This is a genomic window from Azospirillum sp. A1-3 (genome assembly GCF_023806445.1).
Classification (GTDB): domain Bacteria; phylum Pseudomonadota; class Alphaproteobacteria; order Azospirillales; family Azospirillaceae; genus Azospirillum.
Genome location: NZ_JAMSLU010000001.1, coordinates 2,650,396 through 2,665,915, shown reverse-complemented (window position 1 = coordinate 2,665,915; position 15,520 = coordinate 2,650,396). Strand labels below are relative to the sequence as shown.

At 68.2% G+C, this 15,520-nt stretch carries 11 protein-coding genes and 1 tRNA gene; 5 read left to right on the top strand and 7 right to left on the bottom strand.

The features are described 5' to 3' along the window. From lptB to M5E06_RS12860, 6 genes are all read right to left on the bottom strand, one after another. Positions 1–792, bottom strand: a complete 792-nt coding sequence (gene lptB, locus M5E06_RS12885) for an LPS export ABC transporter ATP-binding protein (protein WP_109152708.1) — start codon at positions 790–792, stop codon at positions 1–3. Next, entirely contained in the window at positions 789–1,676 is an 888-nt protein-coding gene (locus M5E06_RS12880; RefSeq protein ID WP_109152709.1) for an LptA/OstA family protein, read from the bottom strand. Before M5E06_RS12880 ends, lptB begins: the two co-directional genes overlap by 4 nt. Further along, complete coding sequence (gene lptC / locus M5E06_RS12875) at positions 1,673–2,422, bottom strand: LPS export ABC transporter periplasmic protein LptC (RefSeq protein WP_247871209.1); 750 nt, start codon at positions 2,420–2,422, stop codon at positions 1,673–1,675. Before lptC ends, M5E06_RS12880 begins: the two co-directional genes overlap by 4 nt. A 52-nt stretch (positions 2,423–2,474) precedes the next feature. Beyond that, positions 2,475–3,515, bottom strand: a complete 1,041-nt coding sequence (locus M5E06_RS12870) for a KpsF/GutQ family sugar-phosphate isomerase (protein WP_252138439.1) — start codon at positions 3,513–3,515, stop codon at positions 2,475–2,477. Between the two features lie 409 nt (positions 3,516–3,924). Beyond that, entirely contained in the window at positions 3,925–4,551 is a 627-nt protein-coding gene (locus M5E06_RS12865) for a ribonuclease D (protein WP_085087104.1), read from the bottom strand. Between the two features lie 120 nt (positions 4,552–4,671). Further along, a tRNA-Leu gene (locus tag M5E06_RS12860) sits at positions 4,672–4,758 on the bottom strand. Between the two features lie 286 nt (positions 4,759–5,044). Between M5E06_RS12860 and M5E06_RS12855 the strand changes: the two genes are divergently transcribed. The 3 genes from M5E06_RS12855 to M5E06_RS12845 all read left to right on the top strand — a co-directional run bounded on the left by M5E06_RS12855 (position 5,045) and on the right by M5E06_RS12845 (position 8,151). Then, positions 5,045–6,016, top strand: a complete 972-nt coding sequence (locus M5E06_RS12855) for a complex I NDUFA9 subunit family protein (protein WP_252138438.1) — start codon at positions 5,045–5,047, stop codon at positions 6,014–6,016. Positions 6,017–6,033: 17 nt separating this feature from the next. Further along, complete coding sequence (locus tag M5E06_RS12850; protein ID WP_252138437.1) at positions 6,034–6,861, top strand: sulfite exporter TauE/SafE family protein; 828 nt, start codon at positions 6,034–6,036, stop codon at positions 6,859–6,861. Between the two features lie 102 nt (positions 6,862–6,963). Further along, positions 6,964–8,151 carry an MFS transporter gene (locus M5E06_RS12845; protein ID WP_252138436.1) on the top strand — a complete coding sequence of 396 codons (1,188 nt, stop codon included), beginning with the start codon at positions 6,964–6,966 and terminating at the stop codon, positions 8,149–8,151. 3 nt (positions 8,152–8,154) lie between these two features. Here the strand turns inward: M5E06_RS12845 and M5E06_RS12840 are convergent, their stop codons facing one another. Beyond that, a complete protein-coding gene (locus M5E06_RS12840) occupies positions 8,155–8,955 on the bottom strand; it encodes an undecaprenyl-diphosphate phosphatase (RefSeq protein WP_252138435.1) in 801 nt (266 codons plus the stop codon). Positions 8,956–9,340: 385 nt separating this feature from the next. On the opposite strand from M5E06_RS12840, the gene M5E06_RS12835 reads away from it, so the two are divergent. Then, positions 9,341–10,789 carry an NAD(P)-dependent oxidoreductase gene (locus tag M5E06_RS12835; protein ID WP_252138434.1) on the top strand — a complete coding sequence of 483 codons (1,449 nt, stop codon included), beginning with the start codon at positions 9,341–9,343 and terminating at the stop codon, positions 10,787–10,789. 96 nt (positions 10,790–10,885) lie between these two features. Then, positions 10,886–15,433, top strand: a complete 4,548-nt coding sequence (gene gltB / locus M5E06_RS12830) for a glutamate synthase large subunit (RefSeq protein ID WP_252138433.1) — start codon at positions 10,886–10,888, stop codon at positions 15,431–15,433. Positions 15,434–15,520: the final 87 nt, after the last annotated feature.

The window sequence follows — 15,520 nt, the reverse complement described above, 5'->3', positions numbered from 1 at the left end:
CTACAGACTGAACCGGTCGCCGAGATAGACCCGGCGCACGCCCTCGTGCGCCACGATCTCGTCCGGCCGTCCCTCCATTAGTACCACACCATCGTGCAAAATGTATGCCCGATCGACGAGGTCGAGCGTTTCACGCACGTTGTGGTCGGTGATCAGCACGCCGATGCCGCGGTCGCGCAGATGGCCGACCAGCTCGCGGATGTCGTTCACGGCTATGGGGTCGATGCCCGCCAGCGGTTCGTCCAGCAGGATGAAGTGCGGCTGGCCGGCCAGCGCGCGGGCGATCTCCACGCGCCGCCGCTCGCCGCCCGACAGCGCCAGGGCGGGGGAGCGGCGGAGATGCGTGACCGAGAATTCGGCCAGCAGCTCGTCCAGCATCGCCTCGCGCGCGTCGCGGTCGCTCTCCACCACCTCCAGCACCGAGCGGATGTTGTTCTCCACCGTCATGCCGCGGAAGATCGAGGCCTCCTGCGGCAGATAGCCGATGCCGAGCCGGGCGCGGCGGTACATCGGCAACGCCGTGATGTCCTGGCCGTCCAGCGTGATCGTGCCGGAGTCGGCGGCGATCAGGCCGGTGATCATGTAGAAGCAGGTGGTCTTGCCGGCGCCGTTGGGGCCGAGCAGCCCGACCGCCTCGCCGCGCTGGACGCTGATGGAGACGTCGCGCACCACCGGCCGCTTCTTGAACGACTTGCCGAGATGCTGCGCCACCAGCCCTTCGGTCGGGGCGGATGCCGTGGGGCTGCTGCCGGCGGGTGCGGCGCCGGGTCCGTTCGCGGTCAGCACGGTCACGGCTTCTTGCCCGCGGCGGCGCTCTTGCCGCCCTCATTTTTTTCGCCGGGAATCAGCAGGCCGCTGACCCGGCCGCCGGCATCGCGGCCGGCGATGACGCGGTTGATCTTGGTGTTCATGTTCATCTCGGCGGCTTCGCCGTTCAGCTGGTTGTCGCCGCGGGTGATCTTGACGTTGCCCATCAGCACCGCGACGTTGTCGGCGACGGAATAGACCAGCTTGTCGGCCAGCGCCACGTCGGTCGGTGTGGTGACGACGATGTTGCCGGATCCGTCGATCCGCTCCATCTGGGTGGTGCCGTCCGGCATCTTCTTCAGCCGGCCGATCAGCACGTCGGCGCGCAGCCGGTCGTTGCCGCGCACCGCCACCGCGTCGCCGCGCGCCACGGTCAGGTCCTGCGCCTCGTAATATTCCAGGCTGTCGCGGGCGGTGACCACGTCCTTGGTGGTGACCAGCTTCAGGTCCTTGCCGGTGACGACGGCCACCTGCTTGTCGACGTCATAGACGGCATGGTCGCCGAACACCTGCTGGGTCGGGCTGACGATGCGGACATTGCCGTCGGCCACCAGCTGGAACACCTCGTTCCCCTTGCCGGGCACCTCGCGGTAATAGGCGGTCAGCACGTCGGCGAAGACGGTCGAGTCGTTGCGCTTGGCCGACGCGTTGCCGCGCGCCACATAGGCGCGGACGTCCTGGTGCCATTCGATCGCTTGATCGGCGTTGATCTCCACCGGCTGCTTGCCGCCCATGCCGGGCAGCCCCTGGGCGAAGGCCTGCCCCGGAACCAGAGGTAGGAAAGAGAAAAACCCGCCGGCCAGGATGGCCGACAGGGTCAGGGCAATACGAAATGGGGCGGTACGGAATGGCGACCGTTTGGACGTCACGGCTTCTTGCTCCCGGGGCGCTCGGCGGCCTGGACCTCGGCCTTCGACTGGTTGAGGAAGACAACGTTCTTGCCGCGGTCCGTCATGCGGAAGCCCTTGGCGTTGATCTCGCCCTGCGGACCCTGGCCGGTCACCGCCTGCTCGCCCCAGGCGTTGCCCTTGCGGATGTCGGCCTCGGCCTCGCTGGTGGTGAACTCGTTGCCGTCGTCGCGCAGGACATGGACGTTGCCGCGCATCAGCAGGATGCCGGTGCTCTGGTTGTACCAGCCCTTGTCGGAGCGCATCGTCACCCAGGTGCCGGTGCTCTCGGTCATTTCCGCCTGCGGTTCGTCCAGCAGGACGATGTCGGGCTGGTCAGCCGACTTGTCGGCCTTGGCCGCCACCAGCGAGAAGGGCTGGTTGTGTTCGTCCAGGCTGAAATAGCGCGGCTTCAGCATCTCGCTCTGCCCGGCGTCGGCGGAGACGCGCGGCGTCGGTGGGCTGTTCAGCGACGGCCAGGCGGCCAGCAGAGCCACCATCGCCAGCGCCGCCGCCGGCAGCACGAACTTCATGGCCGAGACGAAGCGGCTGTAGACCCGGCTGACCGGACGGGTGTCGCGCCGCCGGTGCGCCCGCAGAACCGCCGGCGGCTCCGCCAGGGCGTGAACCGGGGCGGGCTTGGCCCCACCCTGCCCGCCGGCGGTCGGGGCGGGTGCGGTGCGGCCAGTTGCTGTACGGTCGGGGCTGCGCAGGTCGTCCAGGCTCAACTCTTCGTCCCTCCGGCTCGGCGCTTGGCTTCCATGATGGGTGGGAACGGCGTCAGGCGGCACCGGCGCGCAGGACATCGTGGATGTGCACGATGCCGAGCGGCCGGTCTGCCTCGATCACGAACAGGGTGGTGATCTTCTTGTCGTTCATCTCGCGCAGCGCTTCGACGATCAACGCCTTCGGGCGGATGGTCTTGGGCCGCGGCGACATGATGCTGTCCGCGCGTTCCGCCAGAAGCTCCGGCGTCAGATGACGGCGCAGGTCGCCGTCGGTGATGATCCCGACCAGCGCCCCGGCTTCGTCGGTCACCCCGACGCAGCCCAGCCGCTTGGCCGTCATCTCGAAGATGACGTCGGACAGCGGCGAGTCAAGGCGGCACAGGGGCAAATCATCGCCCTTGTGCATGATGTCAGTGACCTTCAGCAATGCGCGGCCCAACTGGCCGCCGGGGTGGAACTCGCGGAAATCGGCGGCGGAGAAGCCGCGCCGCTCCAGCAGAGCCACCGCCAGCGCGTCGCCCAGCGCCAGCATCATCGTGGTGGAGGTGGTGGGCGCCAGCCCCAGCGGGCAGGCTTCCGGCTCCGGCGGGACCACCAGCGCCACGTCCGACTGTTCGGCCAGCGAGGAGGCGGCGCGGCGCGTCATCCCGATCAGCGGGATGCCGAAGCGGCGGGTGTAGGCGATGATGTCCGCCAGCTCGTGCGTCTCGCCGGAGTTGGAGAGCGCCACCACCGCGTCGATCCTGGCGATCATGCCGAGGTCGCCGTGGCTGGCCTCGCCCGGATGGACGAAGAAGGCGGGCGTACCGGTGGAAGCCATGGTCGCGGCGATCTTGCGGGCGACATGGCCCGACTTGCCCATGCCGGTGACGACGACGCGGCCTTCGATGCCCTGCAGGATGTCGAGCGCCCGCAGGAACTCCCCATCAAGGCTGCCGGCCAGCGCGATCAGCGCATCGGCCTCCGTCCGCAGGACGCGGGTGGCGCAGGCGAGATCGCGGTTCTCCACTTCCGTCGAAGCGGTGGAGCTGTCGGTCAGGCTGCCAGTCAGGCTGGAGGTGATAACGCTGGTCAAGGCTGTCATGCCTTCCATTCAAAAGGCCCGTCCGCGGGCCGTTCACACCACAGGCCCCGCAACGGGCCGTTCACAAACAGGGCGCCTGCCCGGAGGACTCCCGGCAGGCGCGGCGTGCAGTATGCCCCCCGGCGGACGCCGGGTCAAATCCACGGCCGGTCAGGGGGTGAGGTGTCGCAGGTGGCTCCCTCTCCCGTCCCGGGAGAGGGCATGGAGCCGACGGCCGCAGGCCGGACGACTGCAACGCAGTCGTAGGTGGAATGCGGTCGCGAGACTTGCGAGCGACCTCGGGGTCCGCCGCGAAGCGGTGGGAAGGGTGAGGGGTTAGGCACGAAGCCATGCGGTTCGGCATTCTTGGGTCACCCCTCACCCTCCCCACTTCGTGGGTCCCCTCCCTCTCCTGGGGCGGGAGAGGGCTTTATCGGCGTCAGTGCGCCAGAATGTCCGGGGTTTCCCAGCCGCCGAGGTCCAGCTCGCCGCGGGCGGGGAGGAAGTCGAAGCAGGCCTGGGCCAGATGGGTGCGGCCCTCGCGCGCCAGCATGACGTCCAGCTTCGCCTTCAGGTCATGCAGGTGCAGCACGTCGGATGCCGCATACTTCATCTGGTCGGTGGTCAGTTCCGGCGCGCCCCAGTCGGAGGACTGCTGCTGCTTGGAGATCTCGACGCCCAACAGGTCCTTGCACAGATCCTTCAGGCCATGGCGGTCGGTGAAGGTGCGGACCAGCTTGGAGGCCACCTTGGTGCAATAGACCGGCTGGCAGCTGACGCCGAGATAGGCCTTCATCACCGCGACGTCGAAGCGGGCGAAGTGGAACAGCTTGGTCACGCCGGGGTTGGTCAGCAGGCGCTTCAGGTTCGGCGCCTCGTACTGGCCGGGGCGGAACTGGACCAGATGGACGGCGCCGTCGCCGGCCGACAGCTGCACCAGGCAGAGGCGGTCGCGGTGGGGGTTCAGACCCATGGTCTCTGTGTCGATGGCCACGCAATTGTCGCGGGCGCCGGCGGCGAGGTCGAGGCCGTCTGGGAGGTCGCCGTCATGAAGGTCGATGGGCATGGTCGATTCCCGGGTGGTCAGGCCCCCGGCCATGGACCCTAGAAACGACGAACGCCGCTCTACACTATCCCCTTCTCAATCGAAGGAGCTGTGCATGCGGCGCAGCCGGGTAGAAAGAAATGGTGCCCAGGAGAAGACTCGAACTTCCACGACATTTCTGCCACAGGTACCTGAAACCTGCGCGTCTACCAATTCCGCCACCTGGGCTCGGTGCTCGGTGTGTGGGCGGTTGTTTAATGATCCGGCCGGGGGGCGTCAACAGCTTTTTTTCGACCCCTTCATTTTTTTGTCGCACGGCACGGGGCGCGGCGATGCAGTCCCTAGCTTGGCGGCGGTCCATTCGCTATAAGCATGCCCGCAGTTCCAGCAGTCATCCAGGCGACACACAGTCGGACGACGCGCGGGGGGGCGCGAGGCGGACCATGAAAAGGCCGCCGCGCGGAAACCCCGGTTCCCCCCTGGATTTGGCGCGCAACGACACGGGAGACGGTCGATGTCCTATCGCACTCAGGTTATCACGGTGTTCGGCGGTTCGGGCTTCATCGGCCGCCACCTGATCCGGCGCCTCGCCAAGTCGGGCGCCCTCATCCGCATCGCCACCCGCAATCCGGGCAAGGCCACCTTCCTGAAGACGGCCGGCGCCGTCGGCCAGATCGTGCCGTTCGCCACCGACTGCACCGACGACGTGTCGGTCGCCCGCGCCCTGCAGGGGGCGGACGTCGCCATCAACCTGCTGGGCGTGCTGTACGAGCGCGGAAGCCAGAGCTTCCAGGGCGTGCATGTCGACGCCGCCTCGCGCATCGCCCGGCTGGCCGCCGCGGCCGGCGTCAACCGGCTGATCCATGTCTCCGCCATCGGCGCCGACGCCTCTTCGCCGTCGGTCTATGCCCGCTCCAAGGCGGCCGGCGAGCAGGCGGTGCTGTCCGCCTTCCCGGCGGCGACGATCCTGCGCCCCAGCATCGTCTTCGGGCCGGAGGACAACTTCTTCAACAAGTTCGCCGCGATGGCGCAGAAGGCCCCCGCCCTGCCGCTGATCGGCGGCGGCAAGACGCTGTTCCAGCCGGTCTATGTCGGCGATCTGGCCGACGCCGTCGTCGCCGCGCTGGACAACGACGGCAGCCGCGGCAAGACCTATGAGCTGGGCGGCCCGCGCGTCTACACCTTCCGCGAACTGCTGGAGCTGACCCAGAAGGACATCCAGCGCCATCGTCCGCTGGTGACCATCCCCTGGAACTTCGCCGAATCGCTGGGCGGCATCCTGGAGAAGGTTCCGCTGCTGGCCCCGGCGCTGACCCGCGATCAGGTCGCGCTGCTGAAGCGCGACAACGTCGTCTCCCCGACCGCGCTGGGCTTCAAGGATCTCGGCATCACCGAGCTGGCGACCTGCGAGGTGATCCTGCCGACCTACCTGTCGCGCTTCATCGTCGGCGGCAAGTACAGCGGCGCGACCAACAACGCGCACTGATTGGGCGGGTCAGGTCCATGACACCCGAAAGCCCCGGCCCCCGCGCCGGGGCTTTTGCGTTCTCAAGGCTGCGCGCGCTGGCCGCCTTCGCCTGCGGTGCGGTCATCGGCACGCTGGGCGGCCTGATCGGGCTGGGCGGGGCGGAGTTCCGCCTGCCGCTGCTGATCGGCGCCTTCCGCTTTGCCGCGCTCGACGCCGTCATCCTGAACAAGGCGATGAGCCTCGTCGTGGTCGCCGCCGCCCTGCCGTTGCGCGCCGGGACCGTGCCGCTGGGCCTCGTCGCCGCCAATGGCGCGGTGGTCGCCACCCTGCTGGCCGGCAGCCTGCTGGGCGCCTGGATCGGCGCCGGCTGGGCGATGCGGATGGAGGCGGCCCGGCTGCAGCGGGTGATGGCCGCTCTGCTGGCGCTGATCGCCGTCGTCCTGCTGTTCGGGCACGGCCTGTCTGGAGGGGCGGGTCCGCTGCTGGAGGGGCCGGCGCTGACCGTTGCCGGCGTTTCCGCGGGCTTTGGCATCGGAGTCGTGGCGTCGCTGCTGGGCGTGGCCGGCGGCGAGTTGCTGATCCCGACGCTGGTGCTGCTGTTCGGGGTGGACGTGAAGCTGGCGGGCAGCCTGTCGCTGGCGATCAGCCTGCCGACCATGATCGTCGGTTTCTCCCGCTACGCCCGCGACCGCAGCCTGACCCTGCTGGTCCGGCAGCGCGGCTTCGTCCTGCTGATGGCGGCGGGGTCGCTGGCCGGCGCCTTCCTTGGCGGGCTGCTGCTGGGCGTGGTGCCGGAGTGGCTGCTGTTGCCGGGGCTGGCGGCGATCCTGCTGCTGTCGGCCGTCCGGATGTGGCGGCACTGAAGAGTTCCCGCCGGTTTCCGGTATGGCACGCCTGCCCCATCGCCGCTTGAATTCCCAGCATGGCGCCGTCATGTGGGCGGTTCAACTGTGGCGGGAACGGCGATGACGGGCGCAGAGGATATCCGGGGCGTGTCGGGGCGGATGGTGGAACAGGCATCCGCCGCGCGCTGGGCGACCGTCGCCGCCTTTTTCCTGAACGGCACCGTCTTCGGCGTGTGGGCGACGCAGATCCCGCTGCTGAAGAACCGGCTGGACCTCAGCCCGGCGGTGCTGGGCGTGGCTCTGCTGTGCCTTGCCGTCGGCGCCCTGACGGCGATGATCGCTAGCGGCCCGCTGCTCGGGCGGATCGGCAGCGCGCCGGTGACGCGGGTGACCGCCCTGCTGTTCGCCGGGCTGCTGCCGCTGCCGGCGCTGGTGCCGGACGTGGTGACGCTGTGCATCGTGCTGGCGCTGTTCGGCGCGTCGGGCGGCACCATGGACGTCGCCATGAACGCGCAGGGCGCCCTGGTGGAGCGGCGGCTCGGCCGGCCGATCATGTCGTCGCTGCACGGGATGTGGAGCCTGGGCGGACTGGCCGGTGCCGGCCTCGGCGGTCTGCTGCTGCCGCTGATGCCGGCGGCGGCGCAGGCCGCGCTGGTGTCGGCCGGGCTGCTCGTGCCCTTCCTGCTGCTGCAGGGGCGTTTCCTGCCCGACCGCAATGCCGGCGGCGGCGCGCTGGTGCTGCCCGATCGCAAGACCCTGCTGCTGGGGCTGCTGGCCGCCCTGTCCTTCATGAGCGAGGGCGCCATCCTCGACTGGAGCGCCATCCACCTGCGCGACGACCTTGGCGCGCCGGCCTCGATCGCCGGCATGGGGTTCGGCGTGTTCTGCGCCGCCATGGCGGTGGGACGGTTCAGCGGCGACCGGCTGCGCCACCGATTCGGCGGGGCGACGCTGATGCGCACCGGCGGGCTGCTGGCCGCGTCCGGGCTGGGACTCGTATTGGCGGGAGGAATGGTCGCGGACGGGACGCCGCTGCTGGCGATCGCCGGTTTCGGGCTGACCGGGATCGGCCTGTCGAACATGGTGCCGGTGCTGTTCAGCACGGCGGGCGCGGTGGAGACCGGGCATCCCGACCATGCGGTCGCCGCGGTGTCCACCATGGGCTATGCCGGCGTGCTGACCGGTCCGCCGCTGGTCGGCTTCATCGCCGAAGCGACCAGCCTCGCCACCGCCTTCGCGATGATCGCGCTGCTGGCGCTGGGGATGGCTGCCGCCGCGGCCCGTGCGGTGCCGCGGCAGGCTGGTTGAGGATCACAGATACAGGAACGCCAGCATGCTGGTGCCGATGGCGATGCGGTACCAGCCGAAGGGGGTGAAGCCGTAGCGGCCGACGAAGTCGACCAGCGTCTTCACCACCAATGCCGCGGCGATGAAGGCGGTGACGAAGCCGACCAGGATCAGCAGGCCGCTATCGAAGCTCATCCCCGACCAGTTCTTGTACAGGTCGTAGACGGTGGCGCCGGCCATGGTCGGCACCGCCAGGAAGAAGGAGAATTCGGCCGCCGCCTTGCGGTCGACGCCCATCAGCAGCGCGCCCAGGATGCTGGCGCCCGAGCGCGACACGCCCGGAACCAGCGCCAGGCACTGGCAGAAGCCGATCTTCAGCGCCAGCGGGGCGGAGAAATTCTCGATCTGGTGATAGCGGGCGACCGGGATCAGACGCTCCGCCATCAGGATGGCGATGCCGCCCACGATCAGCGCGATGCTGACCACGGTCGGGTTGAACAGCACCGACTTGATGATGCCATGCAGGCCGGCGCCCAGCACCATCGCCGGCAGGAAGGCGATCAGCACCGCCATGACGAAGCGCCGCGCGCCCGGATCGTCCTTCAGCCCTGTGGCAACACGCCACAGCCGGTGGAAATAGACGACGCAGATCGCCAGAATGGCGCCAAGCTGGATCACCACCTCGAACACCTTGCCGGGCGGTCCCTGGAAGCCCAGCAGCTCGTCCAGCATGATGAGGTGGCCGGTCGAGGAGACGGGCAGGAACTCGGTCAGCCCCTCCACCAGCCCCATGAGTGTGGCGTCCAGATATTGATCGATCATCATCGCGGCACGCAGCCTTCGGCAGGTTGGATGTTGCGGCGCTTATAGCAGGGCATGGCCGCGCTTGGCGATGGCGAGGGTTCGGTACTCCTATTCGAGCGATAGTCCTGTTTCGAGACTAATTTTCTGTCTCGTTTTTGTGACACCCTGCCGCCACGCCCACGCATTCCAGCCTTGCGAAGGAAAAGGTCAACAAACCGGACCTATCGGCGCTTTTGTGCTTTCGCGGGCTGATCGCATGCGTTATATGACGAGCGTCCGCCACTTTGCGGACGTTCGATTTCAACCCAGCCGGTCGGTGTAGGCCAACGCCGCAGCCCCCGGTCAGGCCCAGCAAGGCGATGTCCCGTGGCAGACAGCGGGGCCGCGAAGCGAAGGAGCAGACGTCATGGCGAACCAGAAAATGTTGGGCTTCGTGCACACCGCGCAGAAGATGCCCGACAAGCGGTCTGCCGCCGACCGCCGCCACGACTTCGCGGAAATCTACGCCCGCTTCAGCGACGAGCGCGCCGTCGAGCAGGCCAACCGCTGCTCGCAGTGCGGCGTTCCCTTCTGCCAGGTGCATTGCCCGGTCTCCAACAACATCCCCGACTGGCTGAAGCTGACCGCCGAGGGCCGTCTGGAGGAGGCTTACGAGGTTTCCCAGGCCACCAACAACTTCCCCGAAATCTGCGGCCGCATCTGCCCGCAGGACCGCCTGTGCGAAGGCAACTGCGTCATCGAGCAGTCGACCCACGGCGCCGTCACCATCGGCTCGGTCGAGAAGTACATCAACGACACCGCCTGGGAAAACGGCTGGGTCAAGCCGCGCAAGCCGGCCCGTGAACTCGGCCTGTCGGTCGGCGTGATCGGCGCCGGCCCGGCCGGCCTCGCCGCCGCCGAGGAGCTGCGCGCCAAGGGTTACGAGGTCCATGTCTACGACCGCTACGACCGCATGGGCGGCCTGATGGTCTACGGCATCCCCGGCTTCAAGCTGGAGAAGGACGTCGTCGCCCGCCGCGTCCAGCGTCTGGCCGATGCCGGCGTGATCTTCCATCCGAATTTCGAGGTCGGCCGCGACGCCTCGCTGGCCGAGCTGCGCGAGCGCCACGTCACCATCCTGATCGCCACCGGCGTCTACAAGGCCCGCGACATCAAGGCCCCCGGCTCGGGACTGAAGAACATCGTCCCGGCGCTGGATTACCTGACCGCCTCCAACAAGGTCGGGCTGGGCGACTCGGTCGCGGCGTATGAGGACGGCTCGCTGAACGCCGCCGGCAAGAAGGTGGTGGTGCTCGGCGGCGGCGACACCGCGATGGACTGCGTGCGCACGGCGATCCGCCAGGGTGCGACCTCCGTCAAGTGCCTGTACCGCCGCGACCGCAAGAATATGCCGGGCTCGCAGCGCGAAGTGGCACATGCCGAGGAAGAGGGCGTCGAGTTCGTCTGGCAGGCCGCTCCGGAAGCCTTCACCGGCAACGACGTGGTGACCGGCGTCCGCGCCGTCCGCATCCATCTGGGTGTCGCCGACGCCACCGGCCGCCAGACCCCGCAGGTGATCGAGGGCTCCGAGTTCACCGAGCCGGCCGACCTCGTCATCAAGGCTCTCGGCTTCGAGCCGGAGGATCTGCCGGGCATGTTCGGCTCGCCCGACCTGACCGTCACCCGCTGGGGCACGCTGCTGGTCGACCACCGCACCAAGATGACCAGCCTGGACGGCGTCTTCGCCGCTGGCGACATCGTCCGCGGCGCCTCGCTGGTGGTGTGGGCCATCCGCGACGGCCGCGACGCCTCCGACGCCATGCACGCCTACGCCCAGACCGTCGGCGCGCCGAAGCTGGCCGTCGCGGCCGAGTAAGGCTCTTCTTCTTTCCACTATTAGAACACCGTCTACCCCAGGGGGCCTTCCCTTCGGCCCCCCAGGTCAACGTCCAGACTGTGAAAGGGTCGTTCCATGACCACCGAGTTGAACCAGGGTGAGCAGTTCGTCGCCGATTTCCGCGCCAACGCCGCGGCGCTGACCACTGCCCACGCCTACAATCCGGCCGACGAGCACGACGCCTGCGGCGTCGGCTTCATCGCCGCGATCGACGGCAAGCCCCGCCGTTCGGTGGTCGAGAAAGGCATCGAGGCCCTGAAGGCGGTCTGGCACCGCGGCGCGGTGGACGCCGACGGCAAGACCGGCGACGGCGCCGGCATCCATGTCCAGGTGCCGCAGAAGTTCTTCAAGGACCACGTCAAGGTCATCGGCCACACCCCGCCGGAGAACAATCTGGCGGTCGGTCAGGTCTTCCTGCCGCGCATCAGCCTGGACGCGCAGGAAGCCTGCCGCTGCATCGTCGAGACCGAGATCCTGGCCTTCGGCTACTACATCTATGGCTGGCGTCAGGTGCCGATCAACGTCGACATCATCGGCGAGAAGGCCAACGCCACCCGGCCCGAGATCGAGCAGATCATCATCGGCAATTCGAAGGGCGTGTCGGACGAGCAGTTCGAACTCGACCTCTACATCATCCGCCGCCGGATCGAGAAGGCGGTGCAGAACGAGCGCATCAACGACTTCTACATCTGCTCGCTGTCGGCGCGCTCGATCATCTACAAGGGCATGTTCCTCGCCGAACAGCTCTCCACCTTCTATCCGGACCTGACCGACGACCGCTTCGAGTCGTCCTTCGCCATCTACCACCAGCGCTATTCGACCAACACCTTCCCGACCTGGCCGCTGGCCCAGCCCTTCCGCATGCTCGCCCACAACGGCGAGATCAACACGCTGAAGGGCAACGTCAACTGGATGAAGGCGCACGAGACCCGGATGGAGCATCCGGTGTTCGGCGCCAACATGGGCGACCTGAAGCCGGTGATCGGCGTCGGCCTGTCCGACTCCGGTGCGCTCGACACGGTGTTCGAGGTGATGGTCCGCGCCGGCCGCACCGCGCCGATGGTCAAGATGATGCTGGTGCCGCAGGCGCTGACCAGCTCGCAGACCACGCCGGACAACCACAAGGCCCTCATCGCCTACTGCAACTCCGTGATGGAGCCGTGGGACGGCCCGGCGGCGCTGGCGATGACCGACGGCCGCTGGGTCGTCGGCGGCATGGACCGCAACGGCCTGCGCCCGATGCGCTACACCATCACCACCGACGGCCTGATCATCGCCGGCTCCGAGACGGGCATGGTCAAGATCGAGGAGAACCAGGTGATCGAGAAGGGCCGCCTCGGCCCGGGCGAGATGATCGCCGTCGATCTCCAGGCCGGCAAGCTGTTCCACGACCGTGAGCTGAAGGACCATCTGGCCGGCCAGAAGCCCTGGGGCCAGTGGGTCAAGAACACCACGCACCTGGACGAGCTGGTGAAGTCCGCCGCGCTGAAGGGCGAGCCGTCGGAGATGGAGAAGGAGGAGCTGCGCCGTCGCCAGATGGCCTTCGGCCTCGCCATGGAAGACATGGAGCTGATCCTCCACCCGATGGCCGAGGACGGCAAGGAAGCCATCGGCTCGATGGGCGACGACAGCCCGATCGCCGTGCTGTCCGACAAGTACCGCGGCCTGCACCACTTCTTCCGCCAGAACTTCTCCCAGGTCACCAACCCGCCCATCGACTCGCTTCGCGAGCGCCGGGTGATGAGCCTGAAGACGCGGCTGGGCAACCTCGGCAACATCCTGGACGAGGATGAGAGCCAGACCCGGTTGCTGCAACTCGACAGCCCGGTGCTGACCACCGCCGAATTCCACGCCATGCGGGAGTATATGGGCGAGACGGCGGCGGTGATCGACGCCACCTTCCCGGTGGATGGCGGCCCCGACGCCCTGCGCGACGCCCTGCGCCGCATCCGCCAGGAGGCGGAGGACGCCGTGCGCGGCGGTGCCAACCACGTCATCCTGACCGATGAGGCGATGGGCCCGGCCCGCGCCGCCATCCCGGCCATCCTGGCGACCGGTGCGGTCCACACCCACCTGATCCGCTCCAACCTGCGCACCTTCACCTCGCTGAACCTGCGCACGGCGGAATGCCTGGACACCCATTACTTCGCGGTGCTGATCGGCGTCGGCGCCACCACCGTCAACGCCTATCTGGCGCAGGAAGCGGTGGCCGAGCGCCAGCGCCGCGGCCTGCTCGGCTCGCTGTCGCTGGAAAAGGCGATGACGAACTACAAGAAGGCCATCGACGACGGCCTGCTGAAGATCATGTCCAAGATGGGCATCTCGGTCATCAGCAGCTACCGCGGCGGCGGCAACTTCGAGGCCATCGGCCTGAGCCGCGCCCTGGTCGCCGAGCATTTCCCGGCGATGGTCAGCCGCATCTCCGGCATCGGCCTGAACGGCATCCAGAAGAAGGTTCTGGAGCAGCATGCGCTGGCCTATGCCGGCGAGGCGCTGCCGCTGCCGGTCGGCGGCTTCTACCGCTTCCGCAAGTCGGGCGACCGCCATGGCTGGGAGGGTGGGATCATCCACACCCTGCAGCAGGCCGTCACCAACGACAGCTACACCACCTTCAAGAAGTATTCGGAGCAGGTGAACAAGCGGCCGCCGATGCAGTTGCGCGACCTGCTGGAGTTCCGCACCACCAAGGCCGCCGTTCCGGTGGACGAGGTGGAGAGCATCACCGCCATCCGCAAGCGCTTCATCACGCCGGGCATGTCGATGGGCGCCCTGTCGCCCGAGGCGCACGGCACGCTGAACGTCGCCATGAACCGCATCGGCGCCAAGTCCGACTCGGGCGAGGGCGGCGAGGATCCGGCGCGCTTCCGCCCGGACAAGAACGGCGACAACTGGAACTCCGCCATCAAGCAGGTGGCGTCGGGCCGCTTCGGCGTCACCGCCGAGTACCTGAACCAGTGCCGCGAGCTGGAGATCAAGGTCGCCCAGGGCGCCAAGCCCGGCGAGGGCGGCCAGCTGCCCGGCTTCAAGGTGACGGAGATGATCGCGCGGCTGCGTCACTCGACGCCGGGCGTCATGCTGATCAGCCCGCCGCCGCACCACGACATCTACTCGATCGAGGATCTGGCCCAGCTCATCTATGACCTGAAGCAGATCAACCCGGACGCCAAGGTCACGGTGAAGCTGGTCAGCCGGTCGGGCATCGGCACCATCGCCGCCGGCGTGGCCAAGGCGAATGCCGACATCATCCTGATCTCCGGCAACTCCGGCGGCACCGGCGCCAGCCCGCAGACCTCGATCAAGTTCGCCGGCCTGCCCTGGGAGATGGGCCTGTCGGAGGTCCATCAGGTCCTGACGCTGAACAAGCTGCGCCACCGCGTGCGGCTGCGCACCGACGGCGGCCTGAAGACCGGCCGCGACATCGTCATCGCCGCCATGCTGGGCGCGGAAGAGTTCGGCATCGGCACCGCCAGCCTGATCGCCATGGGCTGCATCATGGTCCGGCAGTGCCATTCCAACACCTGCCCGGTCGGCGTCTGCGTGCAGGACGAGAAGCTGCGCGAGAAGTTCGTCGGCACGCCGGAGAAGGTCGTCAACCTCTTCACCTTCCTGGCCGAAGAGGTCCGCGAGATCCTCGCCAAGCTGGGCTTCCGCTCGCTGACCGAGGTGATCGGCCGCACCGACCTGCTGCATCAGGTCAGCCGCGGCGGCGCCCATCTCGACGACCTCGACCTCAACCCGCTGCTGGCCCAGGTCGATCCCGGCGAGAACGCCCGCTACTGCACGCTCCAGGGCCGCAACGAGGTGCCGGACACGCTGGACGCCCGCATCGTCGCCGATGCCCGCCCGCTGTTCGAGGAAGGCGAGAAGATGCAGCTCGCCTACAACGCCCGCAACACGCAGCGCGCCATCGGCACGCGGCTGTCCTCGATGGTGACGCGGAAGTTCGGGATGTTCGGGCTGCAGCCCGGCCACATCACCGTCCGTCTGCGCGGCACCGCCGGCCAGTCCCTGGGCGCCTTCGCCGTCCAGGGCATCAAGCTGGAGGTGATGGGCGACGCCAACGACTATGTCGGCAAGGGCCTGTCGGGCGGCACCATCGTCGTCCGTCCGGCGACCAGCAGCCCGCTGGAGTCGAACAAGAACACCATCATCGGCAACACGGTGCTGTACGGCGCCACCGCCGGCAAGCTGTTCGCCGCCGGTCAGGCCGGTGAGCGGTTCGCGGTGCGCAATTCCGGCGCCACCGTGGTGGTGGAGGGCTGCGGCTCCAACGGCTGCGAGTACATGACGGGCGGCACGGCGGTCATCCTGGGCAAGGTCGGCGACAACTTCGCCGCCGGCATGACCGGGGGCATGGCCTACCTGTACGATCCGGAAGACTCGCTGCCGCTGCACATCAACGAGGAAAGCGTCATCTTCCAGCGGATCGAGGTGCCCCATTACGAGGCCCAACTCCGCGCCCTGATCGAGGAGCACGTCGCCGAGACGCAGAGCCGTTTCGCCGCCGAGATCCTCAACGACTGGCAGCGCGAACTCGGCCACTTCTGGCAGGTGGTTCCGAAGGAGATGCTGCACCGTCTGGCCGTGCCGGTGACCCTGCCGCGCGCCATCCCGGCGGAGTAAGGACCGGCCAAGCCCGCACAGCGGAATATCCCCTCTCCCCCCCGGGGAGAGGGTTAGGGTGAGGGGGATGCGCGGCGAGGATCTTCA